At 64.7% G+C, this 23,215-nt stretch carries 27 protein-coding genes; 22 read left to right on the top strand and 5 right to left on the bottom strand.

Features of this window, described 5'->3' with window-relative positions; all coding sequences use genetic code 11:
- The first annotated feature begins 10 nt into the window (after window positions 1-10).
- The 11 genes from rpsE to rplQ all read left to right on the top strand — a co-directional run bounded on the left by rpsE (window position 11) and on the right by rplQ (window position 6,126).
- Window positions 11-532, top strand: a complete 522-nt coding sequence (gene rpsE / locus IAG39_RS30950; protein ID WP_013397003.1) for a 30S ribosomal protein S5 — start codon at window positions 11-13, stop codon at window positions 530-532.
- 3 nt (window positions 533-535) lie between these two features.
- Window positions 536-721, top strand: a complete 186-nt coding sequence (gene rpmD, locus IAG39_RS30945; RefSeq protein ID WP_006216520.1) for a 50S ribosomal protein L30 — start codon at window positions 536-538, stop codon at window positions 719-721.
- A gap of 9 nt (window positions 722-730) precedes the next feature.
- A complete protein-coding gene (gene rplO / locus IAG39_RS30940; protein WP_059379401.1) occupies window positions 731-1,171 on the top strand; it encodes a 50S ribosomal protein L15 in 441 nt (146 codons plus the stop codon).
- 14 nt (window positions 1,172-1,185) lie between these two features.
- Window positions 1,186-2,511 (top strand): preprotein translocase subunit SecY, encoded by a 1,326-nt coding sequence (gene secY, locus IAG39_RS30935; RefSeq protein ID WP_013397001.1) that lies wholly within the window; start codon window positions 1,186-1,188, stop codon window positions 2,509-2,511.
- A gap of 8 nt (window positions 2,512-2,519) precedes the next feature.
- Complete coding sequence (gene infA, locus IAG39_RS30930; protein WP_003806927.1) at window positions 2,520-2,738, top strand: translation initiation factor IF-1; 219 nt, start codon at window positions 2,520-2,522, stop codon at window positions 2,736-2,738.
- Window positions 2,739-2,772: 34 nt separating this feature from the next.
- A complete protein-coding gene (rpmJ, locus tag IAG39_RS30925) occupies window positions 2,773-2,886 on the top strand; it encodes a 50S ribosomal protein L36 (protein ID WP_003806928.1) in 114 nt (37 codons plus the stop codon).
- A 43-nt stretch (window positions 2,887-2,929) separates the two neighbouring features.
- A complete protein-coding gene (gene rpsM, locus IAG39_RS30920; RefSeq protein ID WP_006216517.1) occupies window positions 2,930-3,295 on the top strand; it encodes a 30S ribosomal protein S13 in 366 nt (121 codons plus the stop codon).
- Window positions 3,296-3,310: 15 nt separating this feature from the next.
- Window positions 3,311-3,712, top strand: coding sequence for a 30S ribosomal protein S11 (gene rpsK, locus IAG39_RS30915; protein ID WP_006216516.1), 402 nt, complete (start codon window positions 3,311-3,313; stop codon window positions 3,710-3,712).
- 11 nt (window positions 3,713-3,723) lie between these two features.
- Window positions 3,724-4,347 carry a 30S ribosomal protein S4 gene (gene rpsD, locus IAG39_RS30910; protein ID WP_054457258.1) on the top strand — a complete coding sequence of 208 codons (624 nt, stop codon included), beginning with the start codon at window positions 3,724-3,726 and terminating at the stop codon, window positions 4,345-4,347.
- A gap of 215 nt (window positions 4,348-4,562) precedes the next feature.
- Window positions 4,563-5,549, top strand: a complete 987-nt coding sequence (locus IAG39_RS30905) for a DNA-directed RNA polymerase subunit alpha (RefSeq protein ID WP_006216514.1) — start codon at window positions 4,563-4,565, stop codon at window positions 5,547-5,549.
- A 184-nt stretch (window positions 5,550-5,733) separates the two neighbouring features.
- Complete coding sequence (gene rplQ, locus IAG39_RS30900) at window positions 5,734-6,126, top strand: 50S ribosomal protein L17 (RefSeq protein ID WP_006389635.1); 393 nt, start codon at window positions 5,734-5,736, stop codon at window positions 6,124-6,126.
- Window positions 6,127-6,199: 73 nt separating this feature from the next.
- On the opposite strand, the gene IAG39_RS30895 is transcribed toward rplQ, so the two are convergent.
- Window positions 6,200-6,637, bottom strand: coding sequence for an HIT family protein (locus tag IAG39_RS30895; RefSeq protein ID WP_059379403.1), 438 nt, complete (start codon window positions 6,635-6,637; stop codon window positions 6,200-6,202).
- A 122-nt stretch (window positions 6,638-6,759) separates the two neighbouring features.
- Here IAG39_RS30895 and cutA point away from each other — a divergent pair, with 122 nt between their 5' ends.
- Window positions 6,760-7,107 carry a divalent-cation tolerance protein CutA gene (gene cutA, locus IAG39_RS30890; RefSeq protein WP_059379404.1) on the top strand — a complete coding sequence of 116 codons (348 nt, stop codon included), beginning with the start codon at window positions 6,760-6,762 and terminating at the stop codon, window positions 7,105-7,107.
- The gene (gene dsbD, locus IAG39_RS30885; RefSeq protein WP_118933124.1) at window positions 7,107-8,996 is read left to right on the top strand and encodes a protein-disulfide reductase DsbD; all 1,890 of its coding nucleotides are present in this window, start codon (window positions 7,107-7,109) and stop codon (window positions 8,994-8,996) included. Before cutA ends, dsbD begins: the two co-directional genes overlap by 1 nt.
- Window positions 8,997-9,101: 105 nt before the next feature.
- Here dsbD and IAG39_RS30880 read toward each other — a convergent pair whose 3' ends face one another.
- Window positions 9,102-9,950 (bottom strand): IclR family transcriptional regulator, encoded by an 849-nt coding sequence (locus tag IAG39_RS30880; protein WP_118933123.1) that lies wholly within the window; start codon window positions 9,948-9,950, stop codon window positions 9,102-9,104.
- 213 nt (window positions 9,951-10,163) lie between these two features.
- On the opposite strand from IAG39_RS30880, the gene IAG39_RS30875 reads away from it, so the two are divergent.
- The 7 genes from IAG39_RS30875 to IAG39_RS30845 all read left to right on the top strand — a co-directional run bounded on the left by IAG39_RS30875 (window position 10,164) and on the right by IAG39_RS30845 (window position 18,381).
- The gene (locus tag IAG39_RS30875) at window positions 10,164-11,855 is read left to right on the top strand and encodes an FAD-dependent oxidoreductase (RefSeq protein ID WP_240633312.1); all 1,692 of its coding nucleotides are present in this window, start codon (window positions 10,164-10,166) and stop codon (window positions 11,853-11,855) included.
- Window positions 11,852-12,619, top strand: a complete 768-nt coding sequence (locus IAG39_RS30870) for an SDR family NAD(P)-dependent oxidoreductase (protein WP_118933121.1) — start codon at window positions 11,852-11,854, stop codon at window positions 12,617-12,619. Before IAG39_RS30875 ends, IAG39_RS30870 begins: the two co-directional genes overlap by 4 nt.
- A gap of 76 nt (window positions 12,620-12,695) precedes the next feature.
- Window positions 12,696-13,883 carry an ABC transporter substrate-binding protein gene (locus IAG39_RS30865; RefSeq protein ID WP_059379408.1) on the top strand — a complete coding sequence of 396 codons (1,188 nt, stop codon included), beginning with the start codon at window positions 12,696-12,698 and terminating at the stop codon, window positions 13,881-13,883.
- 32 nt (window positions 13,884-13,915) lie between these two features.
- Window positions 13,916-14,839, top strand: coding sequence for a branched-chain amino acid ABC transporter permease (locus tag IAG39_RS30860; protein WP_059379409.1), 924 nt, complete (start codon window positions 13,916-13,918; stop codon window positions 14,837-14,839).
- On the top strand, window positions 14,836-16,611 hold the full coding sequence (locus IAG39_RS30855) for an ABC transporter permease subunit (protein ID WP_118933120.1): 1,776 nt from the start codon (window positions 14,836-14,838) through the stop codon (window positions 16,609-16,611). Before IAG39_RS30860 ends, IAG39_RS30855 begins: the two co-directional genes overlap by 4 nt.
- 36 nt (window positions 16,612-16,647) lie before the next feature.
- Complete coding sequence (locus IAG39_RS30850; protein ID WP_054457241.1) at window positions 16,648-17,358, top strand: ABC transporter ATP-binding protein; 711 nt, start codon at window positions 16,648-16,650, stop codon at window positions 17,356-17,358.
- Window positions 17,359-17,496: 138 nt separating this feature from the next.
- Window positions 17,497-18,381 (top strand): DMT family transporter, encoded by an 885-nt coding sequence (locus IAG39_RS30845; RefSeq protein WP_059379447.1) that lies wholly within the window; start codon window positions 17,497-17,499, stop codon window positions 18,379-18,381.
- A gap of 57 nt (window positions 18,382-18,438) precedes the next feature.
- Here IAG39_RS30845 and hemB read toward each other — a convergent pair whose 3' ends face one another.
- The 3 genes from hemB to IAG39_RS31710 all read right to left on the bottom strand — a co-directional run bounded on the left by hemB (window position 18,439) and on the right by IAG39_RS31710 (window position 20,318).
- The gene (gene hemB, locus IAG39_RS30840; RefSeq protein WP_118933119.1) at window positions 18,439-19,455 is read right to left on the bottom strand and encodes a porphobilinogen synthase; all 1,017 of its coding nucleotides are present in this window, start codon (window positions 19,453-19,455) and stop codon (window positions 18,439-18,441) included.
- On the bottom strand, window positions 19,452-20,075 hold the full coding sequence (gene yihA / locus IAG39_RS30835) for a ribosome biogenesis GTP-binding protein YihA/YsxC (protein ID WP_008169015.1): 624 nt from the start codon (window positions 20,073-20,075) through the stop codon (window positions 19,452-19,454). The genes hemB and yihA overlap by 4 nt, the downstream gene beginning before the upstream one ends.
- Window positions 20,076-20,189: 114 nt before the next feature.
- Window positions 20,190-20,318, bottom strand: a complete 129-nt coding sequence (locus IAG39_RS31710; protein ID WP_255509206.1) for a hypothetical protein — start codon at window positions 20,316-20,318, stop codon at window positions 20,190-20,192.
- On the opposite strand from IAG39_RS31710, the gene IAG39_RS30830 reads away from it, so the two are divergent.
- Entirely contained in the window at window positions 20,317-21,018 is a 702-nt protein-coding gene (locus IAG39_RS30830) for a c-type cytochrome (protein ID WP_041656906.1), read from the top strand. The genes IAG39_RS31710 and IAG39_RS30830 overlap by 2 nt on opposite strands.
- Window positions 21,019-21,136: 118 nt before the next feature.
- Window positions 21,137-23,215 (top strand): cytochrome c biogenesis protein ResB, encoded by a 2,079-nt coding sequence (locus tag IAG39_RS30825; protein ID WP_187523987.1) that lies wholly within the window; start codon window positions 21,137-21,139, stop codon window positions 23,213-23,215.

The following is a 23,215-nucleotide window of genomic DNA, read 5'->3' as shown; positions in this document are numbered from 1 at the left end:
GATCTGTCAAATGGCTAAAGTACAAGGCAAGAACGCCGCGGAAAAAGAGAACGATGACGGCCTCCGCGAAAAGATGATCGCGGTCAACCGCGTGAGCAAAGTGGTCAAGGGTGGTCGCACCATGAGCTTTGCCGCGCTGACCGTGGTTGGCGATGGCGATGGCCGCATCGGCATGGGTAAGGGCAAGGCGCGTGAAGTGCCGGTGTCCGTTCAGAAGGCTATGGAACAGGCCCGTCGTGGCATGTTCAAGGTCGCTCTGAAGAACGGCACGCTGCACCACACCGTGGTTGGCAAGCATGGCGCCGCTACCGTGCTGATCTCGCCCGCTGCTGAAGGTACCGGCGTTATCGCCGGCGGCCCGATGCGCGCTATTTTTGATGTGATGGGTGTGCGTAACGTGGTTGCCAAGAGCCTGGGCTCGAGCAACCCCTACAACATGGTTCGCGCCACGTTGAACGGCCTGCGCGCCTCCATGACCCCGGCTGATGTTGCTGCCAAGCGCGGCAAGTCGGTCGAAGAAATCCTGGGGTAAATCATGGCTCAGAAGCAGATCAAAGTGACCCTCGTGCGCTCGGTGATCGGTACCAAGCAATCGCACCGTGACACGGTTCGCGGTTTGGGCTTGGGCCGTATCAACAGCAGCCGCGTGCTGGTCGATACGCCCGAGGTGCGTGGGATGATCCGTAAGGTGGATTATCTCGTTTCCGTCTCGGAAGCCTAAGGAATCACCATGTCGGATATGCAACTTAATTCGCTGAAGCCCGCCGAGGGCAGCAAGCACGCCAAGCGCCGCGTCGGCCGTGGCATCGGTTCGGGTCTGGGTAAGACCGCCGGCCGTGGTCACAAGGGTCAGAAGTCGCGTTCGGGCGGTTTCCATAAGGTTGGCTTCGAAGGCGGTCAAATGCCGCTGCAGCGTCGTCTGCCCAAGCGTGGTTTCACCCCGCTCGGCCAGCACCTGTACGCCGAAGTCCGTCTGTCGGACCTGCAAGCCCTGCCCATCGACGAAGTCGACGTGCAAGTGCTGAAGGCCGCTGGCGTGATTGGCCAGGCGGTTCGTTTCGCCAAGGTCATCAAGTCGGGTGAACTCTCGCGCAAGGTCGTGCTCAAGGGCATTACCGCGACGGCCGGCGCTCGCGCCGCCATCGAAGCCGCGGGCGGCTCGCTTGCTTGATCACGAGGTGACGAGTGGCTAACGCGCAGGCATTGGGCAAAACCGGAGCACGGTACGGCGATTTGAAGCGCCGCCTCGTGTTCCTGGTGCTCGCCCTGGTGGTTTACCGTTTGGGTACACACATCCCCGTGCCGGGCATCAACCCGGATGCGCTGGCGGACTTGTTCCGTCAGAACCAGGGCGGGATCCTGGGCCTGTTCAACATGTTCTCGGGCGGGGCGCTCTCGCGCTTCTCGATTTTTGCCCTGGGGATCATGCCGTACATTTCGGCATCCATCATCATGCAGCTGATGTCTGTGGTGGTGCCGTCGCTGGAATCGCTCAAGAAAGAGGGCGAAGCCGGCCGTCGGAAGATCACCCAATACACCCGCTACGGCACGGTCGTGCTGGCGCTGGTGCAGGCTGTGGGCATTTCGGTAGCGTTGGAGTCCCAGCAGGGACTGGTGATCGATCCGGGCATGCTGTTCCGCTTTACGACCGTCGTGACCTTGGTCACCGGCACCATGTTCGTCATGTGGCTGGGTGAGCAAATCACGGAACGTGGTCTGGGCAACGGGATTTCCATCCTGATCTTCGCAGGTATCGTTGCGGGTCTGCCCGCGGCGCTGGCTGCACTGTTGGACCTGGTCCGCACCAACTCGATGTCCGTGCTTTCGGCACTGTTCATCGTGGCTCTGGTGGTGCTGGTTACCGCTTTTGTGGTGTTCGTGGAACGCGGACAGCGCAAGATCACGGTGAACTACGCCAAGCGTCAGGTCGGCAACAAGGTCTACGGTGGTCAAAGCTCGCATTTGCCGCTGAAGCTGAACATGGCAGGGGTGATTCCGCCGATCTTCGCATCGTCGATCATTCTGTTCCCGGCCACGATCACGAGCTGGTTCTCCAGCAGTGAGAACATGCGCTGGCTTAGCGACCTGGCTGCGGCCCTGTCGCCTCGTCAACCGCTCTACATCACGCTGTACTCGGTCGCGATTATTTTCTTCTGCTTTTTCTACACGGCTCTGGTGTTCAACAGCCGCGAAACGGCGGACAACCTGAAGAAGAGTGGTGCGTTTGTTCCGGGCATCCGTCCGGGCGAACAAACAGCGCGCTACATCGACAAGATCCTGATGCGTCTGACGCTCGCAGGTGCCATCTACATCACGTTGGTGTGCCTGTTGCCGGAATTCTTGGTGATGCGCTGGAACGTTCCCTTCTACTTCGGTGGTACGTCCCTGTTGATTATTGTGGTGGTGACGATGGATTTCATGGCGCAGGTTCAGGCCTACATGATGTCTCACCAGTACGACTCGTTGCTCAAGAAGGCTAACTTCAAGGGCGCGGGTTTGCCGATGCGGTAAGCAAAAGAATGTCCAAGGACGACGTCATTCAGATGCAAGGCGAGGTTCTTGAGAACCTCCCGAACGCGACATTTCGCGTCAAGCTCGAAAACGGCCACGTGGTGTTGGGCCATATTTCCGGCAAGATGCGTATGCATTACATCCGGATCCTGCCGGGTGACAAGGTCACAGTGGAGCTCACGCCCTATGATCTGACGCGAGCCAGGATAGTTTTCCGCTCCAAATGAGCGGAACCGGATTACGGAAAATTAGGAGTCAACCATGAAAGTAATGGCATCGGTTAAGCGGATCTGCCGCAACTGCAAAGTTATCAAACGTCACGGCGTGGTGCGCGTTATCTGCACCGACCCGCGTCACAAGCAGCGTCAAGGCTAACTCGGGTTAGCGACTACGCAACAGATTTATTCAAGGAATAGTCATGGCCCGTATTGCTGGCATTAACATCCCGCCGCAACAGCACGCCGAGATCGGACTGACCGCCATTTTTGGCATCGGTCGTACGCGCGCTCGCAAGATTTGCGAAGCGGCAAACGTACCCTTTGACAAGAAGGTCAAGGATCTGAACGACGCTGAATTGGAACGCGTCCGCGAACATGTTGGTCTGTTCACGGTTGAAGGCGACCTGCGTCGTGAAGTACAGCTCTCGATCAAGCGTTTGATCGACCTGGGAACCTACCGCGGTATGCGTCACAAGCGCGGTTTGCCCGTGCGCGGCCAGCGCACTCGCACCAACGCCCGGACCCGCAAGGGCCCGCGTCGTGCTGCTGCGTCCCTGAAGAAATAATCGAGGAACTGGATTATGGCGAAAGCTTCCACCAGCGGCGCTTCGCGCGTGCGCAAAAAGGTCAAGAAGAACGTCTCGGACGGCATCGCGCACGTTCACGCTTCGTTCAACAACACCATCATCACCATCACCGATCGTCAGGGCAACGCGCTGTCGTGGGCCACGTCGGGCGGTGCTGGTTTCAAGGGCTCGCGCAAGTCGACCCCGTTCGCCGCGCAGGTCGCTGCTGAAACGGCTGGCCGCGTCGCGCTGGAGTACGGCATCAAGACGCTGGAAGTGCGTATCAAGGGCCCCGGTCCTGGTCGCGAATCGTCGGTCCGCGCTCTGAACGCGCTGGGCATCAAGATTTCGTCCATCGCCGACATCACGCCCGTTCCGCACAACGGCTGCCGTCCGCCGAAGCGTCGTCGTATCTAAAGGGAATCCACATGGCTCGTTATACTGGACCCAAATGCAAGCTCTCGCGTCGCGAGGGTACTGATCTGTTCCTGAAGAGCGCCCGCCGCTCGCTGGATTCCAAGTGCAAGCTGGATTCCAAGCCTGGCCAACACGGCCGCACTTCGGGTGCCCGCACTTCCGACTACGGTCTGCAACTGCGCGAAAAGCAAAAGCTCAAGCGCATGTACGGCGTGCTGGAAAAGCAATTCCGCAAGTACTTCGCTGAAGCCGAGCGTCGCCGTGGCAACACCGGCGAAACGCTGATCCAGCTGCTGGAATCGCGCCTGGACAACGTCGTCTACCGCATGGGTTTCGGCTCGACCCGCGCCGAAGCTCGCCAGCTGGTGAGCCACCGCGCCATCGAACTGAACGGCCACACGGCTGACATCGCTTCGATGCTGGTCAAGGCTGGCGACGTCGTGTCGGTCCGCGAAAAGGCCAAGAAGCAAGGCCGCATCAAGGAATCGCTCGACCTGGCCACCAGCATCGGCATCCCCCAGTGGGTGGAAGTCGATACGACCAAGTTGACCGGTACGTTCAAGTCGGCCCCCGATCGCGCTGACGTCGCTCGCGACATCAACGAATCGATGGTCGTCGAACTGTACTCGCGTTAATCAGGCCTGCCGGCGCTACCTTCGCAAGGCGCCGGCGAGCTGGTCTCGCGACCCGTTTGCACGTCCCGCAGCAGCCCGCTTTTCGCCTTCAGGCGGAGCGGGCTTTGCGGTAAGTATCGGCCGGTGTTTTTCGCATCGTCCGCGTTTCAAGTTTCACCCTGTCCATCAGCCTTATCGGTGTAACGAGCCGAGGGTATTGAAAAGGAACACAGTAAATGTCCACTCAAGGTTTCCTGAAGCCGCGCTCCATTGAAGTCGAACCGGTCGGCACGCACCATGCCAAGATCGTGATGGAGCCGTTCGAGCGTGGCTACGGTCACACGCTGGGCAACGCCCTGCGCCGCATCCTGCTGTCTTCGATGACCGGCTACGCGCCGACCGAAGTCCAGATGACGGGCGTGGTGCACGAATACTCGACCATCCCGGGCGTTCGCGAAGATGTCGTCGACATCCTGCTGAACCTGAAGGGCGTGGTCTTCAAGCTGCACAATCGCGACGAAGTGACCCTGGTTCTGCGCAAGACCGGCGCGGGCACCGTGCTGGCCAGCGACATCGAGCTGCCGCACGACGTCGAGATCATCAACCCCGGCCATGCCATCTGCAACCTGACGGACGCAGGCAAGCTGGAAATGCAGATCAAGGTTGAAAAGGGCCGTGGCTACGTGCCGGGCAACGTGCGCGCGCTGTCGGAAGACCGCACCCACACCATCGGCCGCATCGTTCTGGACGCTTCGTTCAGCCCGGTCCGCCGCGTGAGCTACGCGGTTGAAAGCGCCCGTGTGGAACAGCGTACCGACCTGGACAAGCTGGTCCTGGACATCGAAACCAACGGCGTGATCTCGCCCGAGGAAGCGGTGCGCCAGTCGGCCCGCATCCTGATGGACCAGATCTCGGTCTTCGCCGCCCTGGAAGGCGCTGGCGACTCGTACGAAGCCCCGGTCCGCGGCACGCCGCAGATCGATCCGGTGCTGCTGCGCCCGGTCGACGACCTGGAACTGACCGTGCGTTCGGCCAACTGCCTGAAGGCCGAAAACATCTACTACATCGGCGACCTGATCCAGCGTACCGAAAACGAGCTGCTCAAGACCCCGAACCTGGGTCGCAAGTCGCTCAACGAGATCAAGGAAGTCCTGGCCGCACGCGGCCTGACGCTGGGCATGAAGCTCGAAAACTGGCCCCCCCTGGGCCTGGAGCGTCCCTAAGTCTTGAAAGGGTGCCGCCTCTGAAAAGAGGCGGTTCCCGCAGGCAGCCGGCCTTGCGCCGGCCAGTTTGCGAAACCGTCGTAAAATGCACCGTTTTCTACCGGACCGCGGCCTGATTGCAGGTTGATAGAAGAGCCGGCAACCCGATGGCTGACGCCATCTTTAGATTCAAAGGAAACTTATCATGCGTCACGGTAATGGCTTGCGTAAGCTCAACCGCACCAGCAGTCACCGTCTTGCCATGTTCCGCAACATGGCCGTTTCGTTGATCACCCACGAAGCCATCAAGACCACGCTGCCGAAGGCGAAAGAATTGCGCCGCGTCATCGAACCCCTGATCACGCTGGGCAAGGAGCCCACGCTCGCGAACAAGCGTCTGGCTTTTGCCCGTCTGCGCGATCGCGATGCGGTGGTGAAGCTGTTCGCCGAAATCGGCCCGCGCTACGCGGCTCGTAACGGCGGCTACACCCGCGTGCTGAAGATGGGCTTCCGTCAAGGCGACAACGCTCCCATGGCTTTCATGGAACTGGTTGACCGTCCGGAAGTCGATGAAGCCGCTGAGGACAGCGCCGAATAATTTCGGCAGCTCGATAAGCGACAAGGGCGGGTCTTCGGACCCGCCCTTGTTTTTTTTGTGCGGCCGCCGCGCGTTACGAGGCGTGCAGCTCGCCGCGCAGTTGCGCGGCTGTCGCGGCCAGCGCCTCGGCTGCGGGCTGGGGCGGCATCTTGAAGGTCAGGTCCTGCTGCTCGATGTACTGGGTGGACGTGACGTCCTGCGGATGATGCATGGGGATGACGTGGGCGTGCGCATGCGCCACGTGGATGCCGGTGAAGGCGAAGCCCACGCGCTCGACGTCATACAGGCGCTTCATGTGGCGTCCGAGCTTCTGGCCCAGGTTGAGGATGCTGCCCGCCAGGTCGGCCGGCATGTCCTCGTAATAGGGATAGTGCTGCTTGGGGATGATGAGCACGTGCCCGGGGCGCACCGGGTGGATATCGAGAAAGGCCAGCAGGCGTTCGTCTTCGTGGATCACGTGCGCGGGGATTTCGTGACGGGCAATGCGGCAGAACAGGCAGTTATCGGACATGCGTGCCTCGGTGGGTGCGGGTGGCATGGCGGCGCGTTCTGGCCCGGCGGATCCGGACGATGGCCGCAATACCGATAAAATACCCCGAGTTACATCCCATACGGGTATTCCGAGGAGCCTCCATGTTGCGAGATGACGACGTTGTGCTGGTCATCAGCAATGCGCCCGACCTGCTGCTGGCCAAGCGGATTGCGCATGTTCTGGTCGAAGACGGATTGGCCGCCTGCGTGAACCTTGGCGCGCCGGGCCTGTCCATCTACATGTGGAAAGGAGAGGTCGAAGGGGCGGAAGAAATCCCCATCCACATCAAGACCACATACGCGCGCCACGAGGCTGTAGTGCAGGCCCTGGCGCAGATGCATCCCTACGATGTGCCCGAGATCATCGTGCTGCCAGTCATCGGCGGCGCGGCGCCCTATCTGGATTGGGTGCGTGAACAGACGGCCGTCACGCAGAACAAGAGAGACTGATGTTGCAACTAGTCGGTATCGGCGCGCTCCGGCGCGAGTCCCGCGCGTCGCGCGCCTTCTTCAGGCAGTGGTTGGCCCTGTTGGCCATGATGCTGCTGTTGTTGGGCTGGCAGGCTGCCGCGCGCGCCGAGGCCGAGTTCCTGGAGCCCGAGAAGGCCTTCGTATTCAGCGCCGAGATGGTGGCGCCTGAAATGCTGGAACTGCGCTACCGCGTCGCACCCGGCTACTACATGTACCGCGAGCGCTTTGGCATCACCATCAGTCCCATCGGCGCGGCCAAGCTGGGCGAGGCCGTCTATCCCAAGGGCGAGGTCAAGTACGACCCGACCTTCGAGAAGGACATGGAGGTCTTCCACCAGGACGTGGCGATCCGCGTGCCGGTGGCCGCGGGCGGACAGCCCTTCACCCTGACCCTGACCGCGCAAGGCTGCGCCGATGCGGGGCTGTGCTATCCGCCCATGGATAGCAGCGTGAAGCTCACGCCAGTGGCCGGCGGCTATGCGCTGGCCGGACCGGGAGGTATTTCCGCAGCCGCATCCGGCGCATCCGGCGGCCTTGGCGCGCTGGTCAATGCCGGCGACACCGGCCTGGCCGACGCCTTGGGCGGCCTGGGTTGGGTGAAGACCGCCGGCGTGTTCCTGGTGCTGGGGTTGCTGCTGGCTTTCACGCCCTGCGTGTTGCCCATGATCCCCATCCTGTCCTCGATCGTGTTGGGCGGCGCCGCGCAGGCCAGGCCGTCGCGCGGTCGCGGTCTGGCCCTGGCCGCGACTTACGTGCTGGGCATGTCCGTGGTCTATACCGCGCTGGGCGTGGCGGCCGGACTGAGCGGAGCGGGACTCGCGGCCTGGCTGCAGACGCCTTGGATCCTGACGCTGTTCGCCATCCTGTTGGCCGTGTTGGCGCTGGCCATGTTCGATGCCTTTACGTTCCAGATGCCTGCAGGCATCCAGGGCTGGCTGTCGCAACGCTCTGCGCGCATTCCGGGCGGGCGCTACACCGGCGCGCTGGTGATGGGCGCGCTGTCGGCGCTGATCGTCGGCCCTTGCGTGGCCGCGCCGTTGGCGGGCGCACTGCTGTACATCTCGCAGACCGGGGACGTGGTGCTGGGCGGGTCGGCGCTCTTCGCAATGGCCTGGGGCATGGGCGTGCCGCTCTTGATCGTGGGCGCGTCCTCGGGCGCCTTGCTGCCCAAGGCGGGTCCCTGGATGGACGGCGTGAAGCGATTGTTCGGCATGCTCTTGCTGGGGACCGCCTGGTGGATGCTGATCCCTGTGGTGCCGACCTGGGTGCAGATGACGGGCTGGGCTTTCCTGGCTGTGGTTGCCGCGGTGATGCTGCGGGCGTTCGATGCCTTGCCCGATGGCGCGGGCGCCGCGCGCATGTTCGGCAAGGGCGTAGGCCTGTTGCTGGCGCTGGCGGCTGCGGCCTGGCTGATCGGCGCGGCCAGCGGCGGACGCGACGTGCTGCAGCCGCTGTCGCACTTTGCGGCGCGCGCCGATGCACCCGCAGGCGTGGCGGCCAGCAGCGGCGAAGTGCATTTCCAGCGCGTGCGCAACAACGCCGAACTGGATGCCTTGCTGGCGCAAAGCCGTCAACCGGTGATGCTGGATTTCTACGCCGACTGGTGCGTGTCGTGCCGCGAGATGGAGCGCTTCACCTTTACCGATCCGGGCGTCGCGCAGCGCATGTCGGGCATGCTGCTGGTGCAGGCCGACGTGACCGCGAACAACGCCGATGACCGTGCGCTGCTCAAGCGCTTCCGCCTGTTCGGTCCACCCGGCATCATGTTCTTCGAGCCGGGCGGCAAGGAGCTGCCCGAGGCGCGCGTGGTGGGCTTCCAGGATGCCAAGCGCTTCACCGAATCGCTGGACAAGGTGTTGCTGCATTGAGCATCGCAGCCTTGCCGCAAGGCTGACTCGAAATACACAAAGGCCGCTGCACGGATGCATCCATGCAGCGGCCTTTTGCCGCGTGGCGATATCGCGTTGCCGGTCCTAGCTCTGGCGCGTCGCGCGCACGTCGCGGTTCTGCCAGCCCAGTTCAGCCGAGATGGCGTCGGCACAGCGTTTGATGTCATCGATCAGCGGACTGGTCCAGCGTACGTCGAACACGCCGGCGGCGCCGATGGCGGTGATCACCAGCACCACGTTGCCGTTCGAGTCGAACACCGGCGCGCTCAGGCCGTTGATGCCGGGAATGGGATCGCCCATGGCGCGCGCGACGCCGCGCTGGCGGACTTCGCGCAGGGTCCGTTCAAACTTCTCCGTCTTGCCCAATGAAGGCACTGCGCCCAGGCGCAGATGGTCTTCGTGCAGCAGGCTTTCTATCTTCTTGGGCGGCAGCAGCGCCGCGAACACCTTGCCCGTTGCCGTGTTGGTCAGCGACATGACCGTGCCGGTGCGCATGTTGACGTGAATGGGGTAGTTGGATTCGTGCAGATGCACGATGACTGGCCCCAGGTTGCCCAGCACTGCGATGGCGATGGTCTGTCCGGTTCTTTCGGCGAACTCGCGCGTCATCGGGATGGCGATCTTGATGGGATCGAGCCGGTGCAACGCCGCCAGCCCCAGCTGCAGCGCGAGCGGCCCCAACTCGTATTCGCCGGTGTTTGGGTCCTGCCTGACCAGGCCCAGATTGCCGTAGCTGACGAGATAGGCGTGGGCGTTGGCGCCCGACATGCCGGCGGCCTTCGCCAGCGCGCCCAGCGGTAGCGAAGACGAGTGTTCCAGCAGCGCCAGCAGGATCTTGCCGCCGACTTCGATGGACTGGATGCCGCGTCTGCGCGGCGGCGAGGCGGGAGCGTGATCGGCATTGCGCTTGCCGGAGCTGGGTCTGGTGGCCATTTTCTTTTATCGAATGAGGTTGCCTATGTTAGTACTTTCGCTAATCGTGAACCATATTGACATTATCAAATGCGTTCTCTACAGTCCAAAGAATAAGAAGGCTGCCCTGGTTTCGCGATCGGGAGCAAGCCGCCCCAAGGGTATGGAGACAACGTGGAAGATTCTCGTCAATACGACTGCGACGTGTTGGTGGTCGGGTCGGGCGCGTCGGGCATGGCAGCTGCAATCACCGCGGCAACGTCAGGCCTGAAGGTCCTTATCGTTGAAAAAGAGCCGCGCTTTGGCGGCTCCACCGCGCGTTCCGGCGGCTGGCTGTGGATACCGGGCACCTCGCTGGCCAAGGTGCAGGGCATCCATGAAACACCGGACGAAGGCCGCGCCTATCTGCGTCACGAAGCCGGCGACAGCTACAACGCCGAACGCGTGGATGCCTTTCTGGAGCAGGGGCCGCGCGCTGTCGACTTCTTCACGTCGAACACCGAAGTGCAGTTCGACATGCCGCTGGTGTTCCCCGACTATCACGCGGAAGCCCCCGGCGGAAAGCAGGGCGGACGTTCAATGGTGGCGCGGCCCTACGATGGCCGCAAGCTCGGCGCCCACGTCAGGGACCTGGCGCCCGCGCTGCCCGAGTTGACCGTGTTCGGCATGATGCTAGGCTCGGGCAAGGAGATCGTGCATTTCATGCGAGTCACGCGCTCGCTGGCCTCGGCCTGGTACGTGGCCAAGCGCCTGAGCCGGCATTTCCTGGATGTGGCCAAGCATGGCCGCGGCATGACGCTGACCAACGGCAATGCGTTGGCCGGCCGGCTGGCCGCCTCCGCGTTCAAGCTGGGCGTGCCCCTGTGGCTGAACGCGCCGGCCAGGTCGCTCATCATCGAAGATGGCGCCGTGCGCGGCGCGGTGGTGCAGCGCGATGGCGCGACCGTGCGCGTGCGCGCCGCGCGCGCCGTGGTACTGGCTTCCGGCGGCTTTCCCTATGACATCGAACGCCGCAAGCAGCTGTATGCGCACGCACCCAACGGCACGGAACACTATTCGCCATCGCCCACGGGCAACAGCGGCGACGGGCTGCGCCTGGCCGAGAGCGCGGGCGGGCAGGTCAATACCGCCCTGCCCAATGCCGCGGCATGGGTGCCGGTGTCCGTGGTGACCCGCAAGGACGGCAGCCCGGGTTACATGCCGCACTTCATCGACCGCGCCAAGCCGGGCGTCATCGCCGTCACGCGTAATGGTCGCCGCTTCACCAACGAAGGCAGTTCGTACCATGACTTCGTGCAGGAGATGGTGCGCGCATGCGAGGGACAGGGCGAGACCTGCGCCTGGCTGATCTGCGACCACAAGACCCTGCGCAAATATGGCCTGGGCAGCGTGGCGCCGTTCCCGTTGCCCATCAAGCGCTACCTGGACACAGGCTATCTGACTCGCGGTGCATCGGTGGCGGAGCTGGCGCAGAAGACCGGCATCGATGCCGGCAGCCTGCGCCAGACGGTCGAAGCGTACAACCGCGAGGCCGCGCTGGGCCGTGATCCGCAATTCGGCAAGGGCAGCAAGGCCTACAACCGCTATCAAGGCGATGCGCTGCATGGCCCGAATCCCTGCGTGGCGCCCATCGTGAAAGGGCCGTATTACGCGATCAAGGTCATGATCGGCGATATCGGCACCTTCGCCGGCCTGAAGGTCGATGGCCAGGGCCGCGCATTGAACGAGCTGGGCGCGGTCATACCCGGCCTGTACGCCGTGGGCAACGACGCCTGCAGCATCATGGGAGGCAACTACCCTGGCGCGGGCATCACCTTGGGTCCGGCGCTGACCTTCGGCTACGTCGCGGGCCAGAGCATTGCAGCCGCCGGCAAGGCCGCTGCGCGCGAGCAAGCCGCGGACGCTTCCGCGCAGGCGGCCGCATGAGCGCCGCGACGGCGGGGCTGCTGCAGGGCAAGCTTGCCCTGGTGACGGGAGCGGGGCAAGGCAACGGACGGGCATTGGCGCTGGGCCTGGCGGCTGCGGGCGCGCGCGTGGTGGCGACCGATGTGCAGGCCGATAACGCCATGCAGACGGCACGCGCCATCATCGCCGCGGGCGGAGAGGCCTGGAGCCACGCGCTCGACGTGACGGACCCCGAGGCATGCACGGCGATCGCGGCGCAGGTGCAGCTGGAAGTGGGGCCGATCGACGTGCTGGTCAACAACGCCGGCATCCTGATCCGCGAAGGCATAGACAGTCCGCGCGCCGCCGAGAACTGGCGTCGCGTGCTGGACGTGAACCTGAACGGCAGCTTCAACATGATCCACGCCTTCCTGGGGGCGTTGCGCGCCACGCGCGGCGTCATCATCAACGTGGGCTCCATCGCGTCGTTTGCCGGGGTGGGCACGACCCTGGGCTATTCGCCGTCCAAGGGTGGCGTAAAGATGATGACGCAGGCCATGGCGCGCGACCTCGCGCCGGACGGCATACGGGTCAACGCCATTGCGCCGGGTGTCATCGAAACGCCGATGACGCAGTACACGCGGGACGATCCCGCCCGGCTGGCGAACTTCATGCAGCGCATTCCGCTGGGACGGGTGGGACAGCCCGAAGACCTGGTGGGCCCCGCCGTGTTCCTGGCTTCGCCGATGGCGCAGTACGTGACGGGCGTGTCCCTGCCGGTGGATGGCGGCTACCTCGCGGTATAGCGCCAGGCTCCTGGGGCGAGAGGCAGAAAGAAGAATCATCGACGTGCAGCACATCTGAAAAACACTGGAGACAACGATGAAAGCAGCGGGGATTTTTTCCACCTTGTCCAAGGCGGCCGCCTTGTGCGCGCTGGCCGTGGGCGCGCAGGCCTATGCCCAGGACATCAAGATCGGCTTCAACGGCGACCTGTCGGCTTCGCCGTCCGCGCAAAGCGGGCAGGCCGCGGTGCTGGGCCTGCGCACGGCCATCGACGACATCAATGCCAATGGCGGCTTGCTCGGACGCAAGCTGGTGCTGGTGGTTCGCGATGACTTGTCCCAGCCGCCCAAGTCGATCCAGAACATGACGGACCTGATCGACAACGAAAAGGTCGTGGCCATCGTCGGCCCCACCAACTCGGGCAACGCGCTCGCCTGGAAGCACATCCCGAACCAGAAGAAGATCCCCGTCATGGGCGCCATCGGTTCCGGCACCGACATCACCAAGCCCATGCGCGCAGGCGCCGACAACTACATGTTCCGCGTCGGCATGGTGGACCGCGAACAGGTCGATGGCGTGATCGGCTACCTGAAGAAGAATCCCAAGGTCAAGAACGTGGGCTTCATGATCGAGACGACCGGCTACGGCCAGAGCGCGCTCAAGGACCTGGAGGAAGTGGGCGCGGCGCAGGGCGTCAAGGCCGTCGCGGTCGAGAAGTTCGGCGTGGCCGATACCGACATGACCTCGCAGCTGAACAAGCTGAAGGCGGCGGGCGTGGACACGGTGGTGATCTGGGCGCAGAGCACGCCGATCGCGCACGTGTTCCGCAGCATGGAGAAGATCAACTGGTTCCCGCTGACGCTGACCTCGTGGGCGGCGGACAACATCGCGTTCTACGACACGGCGGGCAAGACGCTGTCGGAAAAGCCTTTTTTCCTGCGCACCATCACCGACAACCGCACGGCCGCGCAGCAGAAGCTGTATGACCGCGTATCGGCCAAGATGACCTCGCCCACCGCGTTCGGCTTTCTGGCGCATGCCTATGACGGCATGAATCTGCTGGGCATGGCGATCAAGCAGGCGAACTCCACCGATGGCGACAAGGTGCGCCTGGCGCTGGAGAACCTGGATGGCACCTACGAAGGCGCGATGAAGACCTACACCAAGCCGTTCTCGGCCACGGTGCATGACGCGCTGCTGGTAAGCGACTACAAGTGGGCGCACTGGCAGGACGGCAAGCTGGTGCCTTACGCGGATGACGTGACCGTCGCCGTCGCCAAGTAGCAGCAGGACAGCGACAGGCATAAGGGGCCATCATGTTGGCGACATTGTTGCAGGCGCTCGTCAGCGGGCTAGCCGTAGGGGGCGCGTATGCGTTGGTGGCGCTGGGCTTCAGCATCACGTTCACGACCACGCGCACGCTCAACTTCGGACACGGGGAATTCGTGTCCGTGGGTGCGTTTATCGGGGTAGGCGCCTTGTTCCTGTTTGCCGGCAAGCCGATCACTACCGCGGCCTTCACAGGCCTGGAACTGAGTGGTTGGGAGTACTTGCTGGCCGGGCTGGCGGCGGTGCTGGTGATGGGCTTGCTGGGCGTGCTGCTGTACGTGTTCGGCGTGCGGCCGTTCGCCTCGCGCCCGGGCATGGCCTGGGTCATGAGCACGCTAGGCTTCGGCATCCTGCTGCAGAGCGCCGCGTTCGCGGTCTGGGGACCCGCGCCGGTCACGGTGCCGGCGCCCTTCGGCGACGAGGTGATCCGCGTGTTCGGCGCGGGGGTGCGCAGCCAGGAACTGCTGCTGCTCGCCGTGGCGGTGGTGGTGATGGTGCTGTTCGACCGCGTCATGAACCGCACGGTGCTGGGCAAGGCGATGCGGGCCGTGGCCGCCAATCCCGCGGTCGCCAACCTGATGGGCATCAATGTGAACGCAGTGATGACCGGAGCCTTCTTCGCCAGTTCGGCGCTGGCCGGCCTGGCGGGTTTTCTGGTCGCGCCGATCACGTCGGCTTCGATATTCATGGGCCTGGCCATCGGCCTGAAGGGCTTTTCCGGCGCGATGATAGGCGGCCTGTCGAATCCGCGCGGCTGCGTGCTGGGCGGCTTCGTGCTGGGGCTGCTGGAGTCCTATGTGAACCTCTGGCAGTCGCAATGGCGTGAAGTGGCGATCTTCGGGTTGGTGATCCTGGTGTTGGCAGTCAAGCCCACCGGCCTGTTCGGCAAGCGTCTGGTGGAGAAGGTATGAAGCGGCACGGCCAGACCCTGATCGCCGTGGCGCTGGCGGCGGCGCTCGCCGTATTCGCCGCCCTGGTGGACAACGATTACTACCTGCGCATCGTATTCATGGCTTGCGTGTACTACCTGTGCGCGGCGGGCGTGAACGTGCTGGTGGGGTATGCGGGACAGAAGTCGCTGGGCCAGGCAGGCTTGTTTGCGGCCGGCGCTTATACGGCGGCCTTGCTGACCTCGCGTTGGCAAGTCGATCCGTGGCTGGCCCTGGCCGCGGCGCCGGTGGTGGCCGGCGTGTTCGGCGTGCTGATCGCCCTGCCGTCGCTGCGCGTTAAGGGGCCGTACCTGGCCATGGTGACGCTGGCTTTCGGCATCGTCATGGAGAAGATCGTCACAGAATGGGTGGACGTGTTCGGCGGCCCTTCGGGCCTGTTCGGCATCATGCCGTTGACCTGGGGCGGCAACCCGTTCACCAACCAACAGTGGGTGTGGTTCGCGCTGGTGCTGTGCGTGGCGACGCAGCTGCTGCTGCGCAACGTGCTGGACGGACGCTTCGGACGCGCCTTGCTGTCGGTGCAGGCCGATGAGATCGCCTCGTCTTCCGTCGGGGTGCGCGTGTATCGCGCCAAGGTCATCGCCTTCGTGGTGGCGGCCGTGACCTGCGGCATCGCGGGCGCGCTGGTGGCGCAGCAGAACCAGTACATCAACTCGGATTTCATCGGCTTCAATCTGTCTATCTTCATTTTGCTGCTGGTGCTGTTCGGCGGGGCGGGCTCGAAGGCGGGGCCGGCCGTGGGAGCGATAGCGCTGACCATCATCGATGCGATGCTGGCGCGCTGGCCGTCGGTGCAGCATTTCTTCTACGGCGCGTTGCTGCTGTTCGCGCTGTACTTCATGCCGGGCGGCGTGATGGGTCTGTTCTCGCGCCGCGCGCGGCGGGTCGCGGATGCGCGGCCGCAAGGCGGCGGCAGCGAGGTGGCGGCGCCGGCCATGGCCAAGCCGGCGGTTGCGGCGCAGGAAGAACTGTTGCTGGTGGTCGAGAGCCTGTCCAAGGCCTATGGCGGGGTGAAGCCGGCGCAGGACATTTCCTTCTGTCTGCGGCGCGGCCACGTGCACGCCCTGATCGGACCGAACGGCGCGGGCAAGAGCACGCTTATCAACATGCTCAGCGGCGTGGTGCTGCCAGACGCGGGCGTGGTCCGCTTCCAGGGCACGGACATTGCGGGCGAGCGGCCGCACGTCATCTGCAAGCTGGGCATAGGCCGCAGCTTCCAGAACCTGCGCCTGTTCGGCGAACTGTCGGTGCTGGACAACGTGCTGCTGGGCCGCCACAGCCGCATGAAGAACGGCTTCTGGACATCGCTGCTGGGTCTGCCGAGCGCACGCGCCGAGGAGCGCCGCGCGCGCGAGCACGCCTATCGGCTGGTGCGCATGGTGGGCCTGGAGCATCTGGCCGACACGCCGGCGGGCAGCCTGCCGTATGGCCTGCAGCGGCGCGTGGAACTGGCGCGCGCATTGGCGACGGAGCCGACCCTGCTGCTGCTGGACGAACCGGCGGCTGGGCTGAACCCGCAGGAGACCGCGGAGCTGGGCGAGCTGCTGGTGCGCATCGGCGCATCCTGCGGCATCACGCTGCTGATGGTCGAGCACCACATGGATCTGGTGATGGCGATTTCCGATCACGTGATTGTGCTGGACTACGGCATCAAGATCGCCGAGGGCAAGCCCGCCCAGGTGCAGGCGGACAAGCGCGTGATCGAGGCGTATCTGGGAACCGGCATGGCCTGAGGCCAGGCCATAGGCATAGGAACAGGCCGCAAGACGATGCTGAAACTAGAATCCGTGCAGATTTCGTATGGCGCCATCCAGGCGGTGCGCGATGTGTCGCTGGAGATCCGCGCGGGCGAGATCGTGACCATCATCGGCGCCAACGGCGCGGGCAAGAGCACCTTGCTGAAGGGCGTGGCGGGCCTGGAGCCCTTGCAGGGCGGACGCGTGACCTTCGATGGGCGCGACATCACGCAGGTCGCGGCGCATCAGCGCGTGGGCCTGGGCCTGGCGCTGTCGCCGGAGGGGCGCGGCGTGTTCGCGGACCAGACCGTCTACGACAACCTGGTGCTGGGCGCCTACATCCGGCGCAGGGACCCCGCGGCAGTGGCCGAAGGCGTGGAGCGTGGCTACCGGCTGTTCCCGCGGCTGCGCGAACGGCGCGAGCAGCTGGCCGGCACCTTGTCGGGCGGCGAGCAGCAGATGCTGGCGATGGCGCGCGCCCTGATGAGCGAGCCGCGCCTGCTGTGCCTGGACGAACCCTCGCTGGGGCTGGCGCCTTTGATCGTGCAGGACATCTTCGCGGCGATCTGCAAGCTGCGCGACGACGGGCTGACCATCGTGCTGGTGGAGCAGATGGCCAACCAGGCGTTGGGCGTGGCGGACCGGGCCTATGTGCTGGAGACCGGACGCATCACGTTGAGCGGCTCGGGCGCGGAACTGCTGCGCGACCCCAACGTACGGGCGGCGTATCTCGGCGCGCATTGAGTCCGGGCCCCAGGCGCGATACCATGTCCGCGGCGCCGCGTGGGCGGCGCGTCCCATTTTCCTTCCAGGCCGGCGCCCGTGACGTCCCCGACAGTTGATGCAAGCCAGGACCGCACCGGTCTTATCTATCTTCAATTGATGTTCGTCATGGCCACTTGGGGCCTGAACATCGTCTCGGTCAAGTACCTGACGCTGCACATGGATGTGCAGGCCCTGGCGGCCGTGCGCATCGTCATCGCGTTCATCACCGTCACCCTCATCATCAAGGCCCGCCGGGGCCGCATTCCGCGGCTGGGCCGCGCCGAGCTGGGCTGGGTCGCGCTGGCGGGCTTCCTGGTGGTGTATGCGCACCAGATGGCGCTGGTGACGGGACTGCGGGTGTCCTCGGCCGCGAACGGCACGCTGATCATGGCGACCAGCCCTTTGCTGTCGGCGCTGCTGGCAGCCATCTTCTATCGCGAGAGGCTGACGCTGGTGCGTATTTCCGGCGCCTTGCTGGGCCTCTTGGGCGTGGGCATGGTGGTGGTCGGCAGCGGCGCGCGGATCGGCCTGACGGGCTGGGGCGATGCCATCGTGTTCGTGGCGGTGCTGGTGTTCGTCTGCGGCGGGCTGGTGATCCAACGCATGTCGCGCAGCATGGATCCGCTGGGCATGCTCTGGTACATGTACCTGGCCGGTGGCCTGATGCTGGTGGTGCACGCGGCGCTGACGCCCGCGACCTATCAGGGCGATACCTGGCAGATGACGTGGTGGCCGTGGCTGGTGCTGCTGTTTTCGGCGGTGATCGCCTCGGGCGTCAGCAACATCGTCTGGAATGCCGGCATTGCGCGGCTGGGCATCAGCCGCGCCGCCTTGTTCGTGAACTGGCTGCCGATCTTCGGCCTGCTGTTCGCGGCCCTGTTCCTGGATGAGCACGTCACGCCCACGCACGTCGCGGGGCTGGCCTGCGTGCTGGGGGGAACCTGGCTGGGATTGCGGCGCGGGGCGCCGGCGGCGGGCCGCAATGCGGCCGCCAAGACCTGATCCGCGGCAAGCGTCGCGGCCGGCCGGTACAGGCCCGGCCCGCGATGCCGCAAGCGCTTAACGCTGGCTCTTCAGCAGCTTCGCGGCTTCGATCGCGAAGTACGTCAGGATGCCGTCGGCGCCGGCGCGTTTGAACGCCAGGAGCGCTTCCATCATGACCTTGTCGTGGTCCAGCCAGCCGTTGGCGGCGGCGGCCTTGATCATGGCGTACTCGCCGCTGACCTGGTAGGCGAAGGTAGGCACGCGGAACGTGTCCTTGACCCGGCGCAGCACGTCCAGGTAAGGCATGCCGGGCTTGACCATGACCATGTCGGCGCCTTCCTGCAGGTCGGCCGCGACTTCGCGCAGGGCTTCGTCGAGGTTGCCCGGATCCATCTGGTAAGCCATCTTGTTGGACTTGCCCAGGTTGGTGGCCGAGCCCACGGCGTCGCGGAACGGGCCGTAGAAGGCGCTGGCGTACTTGGCGGAGTAGGCCATGATCTGCGTGTGGATGTGGCCGTTGGCTTCCAGCGCGCGGCGCACGGCGCCGATGCGGCCGTCCATCATGTCGCTGGGGGCGACCATGTCGACGCCGGCCTCGGCTTGCGTGAGCGCCTGCTTGACCAGGATTTCGACGGTGGCTTCGTTGATGACGTAGCCGTTGTCGTCGATGACGCCGTCCTGGCCGTGGCTGGTGTAGGGGTCCAGCGCCACGTCGCACAGAATGCCGAGTTCGGGGACCTGCTTCTTCAGTTCACGCACCACGCGCGGGATCAGGCCGTTCGGGTTGGTGGCTTCGATGCCGTCGGGCGTCTTGAGCGAGGGGTCGATGGCGGGGAACAGCGCCAGCACGGGAATGCCGAGTTCCACGCATTCGCGGGCCACCGGCAGCAGCGTGTCCAGCGAATAGCGGACCACGCCCGGCAGCGACGGCACGGCCTGTTGCAGGCCGGTGCCTTCGGCCACGAACACGGGGTAGATCAGATCGTTGACCGTCAGGGCGTTCTCGCGCACCAGGCGGCGGGTGAAGTCGTCGCGGCGCAGGCGGCGCGGGCGGGATACCGGGAATTCAGGGGAGATGATCTGCGGGTTCATGGTACGACCTTGGGTGAAATCCAGTTTTCTATATGCGCGCCGGCCTCTTCCAGGCCGATGCGTTCGGGCGCCGAGAAGGGGATGGTGTGCAAGGCGCCGATGTCGGCCAGGTCCTTGCGCACGGAGAACACGGTGCGCATGCGCTGGCCGTAGGGCAGCTTGTCGGCCTTGGTCAGCAGCGCCAGCACCGGGCGTCCGGTGGGGGCGATGAAGTTGGCGAGGCGGCGGTCCAGTTCGGTGACGCCGCGGCGGATGTCGATGAGCAGCACGATGCCGACCAGCGATTCGCGGTCACGCAGGTAGCCGCCCAGGATGTCGGCCCACTTTTCCTTTTCGTTGCGGGCCACGGAGGCGTAGCCGTAGCCGGGCAGGTCGACGAGATAACCGATGTGGCCTTCCGGATCCAGGGGGTCGGGCAAGCCGAACATGTTGATCAAGCGCGTGCGGCCCGGCGTCTTGCTGGAGAAGGCAAGACGACGCTGGTTGCACAGCACGTTGATGGCCGTGGATTTGCCGGCGTTGGAGCGGCCGACAAAGCAGACCTCGGGAGCGCCGGCGGCCGGCAACTGGTCGAGGCGAGCCGCGGAAGTGAGGAAAGAGGCGCGATGTAGGAGGGACACGGGTGGCTTTGGATACGGTTGGTTTCGAGCCCTATTGTATAATCCGGCGTTTGCAACAGTGGTCCCCGTGCGCGGAGCCGTCTTTTTTGCTTACTGTTTGGCTTGCTGATCGCTTTATCCGGCAAGCTCGCAGCAACATCGCAGGCAGGAAGGCAAAACAGGTTCGATACGGTATTCCAGGGTGTGCGGGCAGGCGTGGGCGCCTTTTTGCGCCTTGATCGATGCGATCGTCGAGGTCTTCATGAAGCGTGTGCTGTCCCGGATGTTGGTTGCGAGCGGGCTGTTGCTCGGCGCCTCCGCCTTATCTACTACGAGTTTCGCCGCCGAAGGCGCCGCGGGCCCGGTAAAACCAGATGCCGCCAAGGGCGGACAGCTGTTTGACCAGGGTGATGCGGCCAGGGGCATCATCGCCTGTGCGTCCTGTCATGGCGCGGCGGGCAATAGCACCATCCCGGTGAACCCCAATCTGGCCGCGCAGTCCCACGAGTACCTGGCCAAGCAATTGGCGGACTTCCAGATCAAGCCTGGCGCCAAGCTGCCGGTGCGCAATGGCGCGGGCGGCAATCCCACCCCGATGACGGCCATGGCGCAGAACCTGACGCCCGCCGACATGCAGAACATCGCGCTGTACCTGGCGCAGCAGCCGCTCAAGGAGCCCGCCACGGCCGGCCAGGAGAAGCTGGTTGATCTGGGTCAAAAGATCTGGCGCGGCGGTTTGCCGGATCGCAAGGTTCCGGCCTGCGCCTCGTGCCATTCTGCCAATGGCGCGGGCATTCCCAGCCAGTACCCCCGGTTGTCGGGCCAGTTCCCCATGTACATTGAAGAGCAGCTGAAGCTGTTCCGCAGCGGCGACCGCAAGAACGACGTCATGTTCGCGATCGCGGACCGCATGTCGGACGCCGACATCAAGGCCGTGTCGGACTACGCCGCCGGTCTGCGGTAGGCGCCAGCCAGCCACGCGCGCGGCTGGTCCGCGTTCTGCAAACTCAGCGCAGCGGAACCTGGTTCCGCCGCGCGTTGTCTATGAGGGGGGTAGCCGATAGCGCGGCCCCCCTTTTTTCATGAATTCGACCCGTACACACTCCCGTCCTTCCCTGCGCAGCCTGCCCGGCGATTTCTTCGAATTGCTGGGCTCGATGCGTTTCGCCGTCAGCCTGCTGATGTTCATCTGCGTGGCGAGCCTGGTGGGAACGGTCTTGCAGCAGAACCGCTCGTCCAACAATTACATCGACCAGTTCGGGCCGTTCTGGTTCGAAGTGTTCGACAAGTTCTCCATCTGGCACGTCTACAACAGCTGGTGGTTCCTGCTGATCATGGGGTTCCTGGTCGTGTCGACCTCGGTCTGCCTGATCCGCAACGCGCCCAAGATGCTGCGCGATGCCCGTTCGTTCCGCGAGCACGTGCGCGCCAGCAGCCTGCGCGCCTTCCCGCACCGGGTGGAAACCGAAGAACCCACCGACGTGCCGCAGACGGCCGCGGGCCTCAAATCCCTGCTGGGCCGGCTGGGCTATGCCGTACGCGAACGCCAGGACGCGGACGGCGTGCTGCTGGCGGCCAAGAAAGGCAGCGCCAACCGCCTGGGCTATGTGTTCGCCCACGCGGCCATGGTCATCATCTGTATCGGCGGCTTGCTGGACAGCGAGTTGCCGGTGCGCCTGCAGGTCATGTTCGGCGGCAAGAAGCCCATCGTCGAGAACATGCTGATCTCGGAAGTGCCGGAAAGCGGCCGCCTGTCGGTCGACAACCCGAGTTTCCGCGCCAGCGTGCTGGTGCCGGAGGGCGGTCAGGCCAGCACGGCGGTCGTGATGGTAGGCGACGGCGCCCTGGTGCAGCCCATGCCCTTCACGCTGAAGCTCAAGAAGTTCGTGGTCGACTATTACTCCACCGGCATGCCCAGCCGCTTCGCCAGCGAGGTCGAGGTCACCGACCCGGACACCGGCAAGAGTTTCGACTCCACCATCGAGGTCAACGAGCCGCTGCGCTTCAAGGGCATGACGGTCTACCAGTCCAGTTTTGACGACGGCGGCAGCGCGGTGACGCTGAAAGGCTACCCGCTAGTAGGATCTGACGCCGCTACCTTCGCGGTTGACGGCACGGTGGGCAAGACCAGCGAAGTAACCGCTCACACTGCCCGCGGCGCGCGCAGCATGGGCATCGAGATTACGGCCCTGCGGCCCATCAACGTCGAGGATCTGACCGGGGGCGCGCCCAAGGGCGGCAACCAGAGCTTCGCCGACCATGTCGCGTCGGTATCCGGCAGCGCCGCGGGCAAAAAGAACGAAAACCTGCGCAACGTCGGCCCCAGCGTCGAGTACAAGCTGATCGATGACGCCGGCCAGGCCCACGAATTCCAGAATTACATGTTGCCCGTCGAGCTGGACGGCGCCGCCGTGTTCCTGGCCGGGGTGCGCAACAACGCCTCCGAGCCGTTCCGCTACCTGCGCATTCCGGCCGACGACGACAGCTCGATCGCCGAATTCATGCGCCTGCGCGCGACGCTGGCCGACCCCGCGGCGCGCCAGGAAGCCGCGCGCCGCTTCGCGGAACGCAACAGCCCTGCGGGGACGGATCGCCAGCCGCTACAGACGGCCGCCGAGCGCGCCCTGGAAACCTTCTCCTCCGGCGGCTTGCAAGCCGTGGCGGCGTTCCTGCAGGCCAATACGCCGCCGCAGGACCTGGAACGGGCAGCCGACGTGGTGATCCGCCTGATCGGCGCCAGCATGAACGAACTGCGCGCCATCGAGCGCGAGCGCGCCGGCCTGCCGCCCGTGGCCACCGAGGGCCCGGAGGCCGAACGCGCCGCCGTCTGGTCGCGCCTGTCCGTGGCCGCGCTGTCGGACCTGACCGTCTATCCGGCGCCGGTGTTCCTGTCGCTGGCGGACTTCAAGCACGTGCAGGCCAGCGTGTTCCAGGTCAGCCGTACGCCCGGCAAGAACACCGTCTACCTGGGCAGCCTGCTGCTGGTCCTGGGCGTGTTCTCGATGTTCTATATTCGAGACCGCCGCATCTGGATCTGGATCAAGCCGCAAGGCGGCGGCAGCAGCGTCCTGGCGGCCATGACGTCCCAGAAGCGTACACTCGACTTCAACCAGGAGTTTGAACGCTTCAAGCAGGCGCTGCTGCGCCAGAAGAGGTCTTAA

It is taken from the genome of Achromobacter xylosoxidans (assembly GCF_014490035.1).
Taxonomy (GTDB): domain Bacteria; phylum Pseudomonadota; class Gammaproteobacteria; order Burkholderiales; family Burkholderiaceae_B; genus Achromobacter; species Achromobacter bronchisepticus_A.
This window is presented reverse-complemented; position numbering and strand designations above follow the sequence as displayed.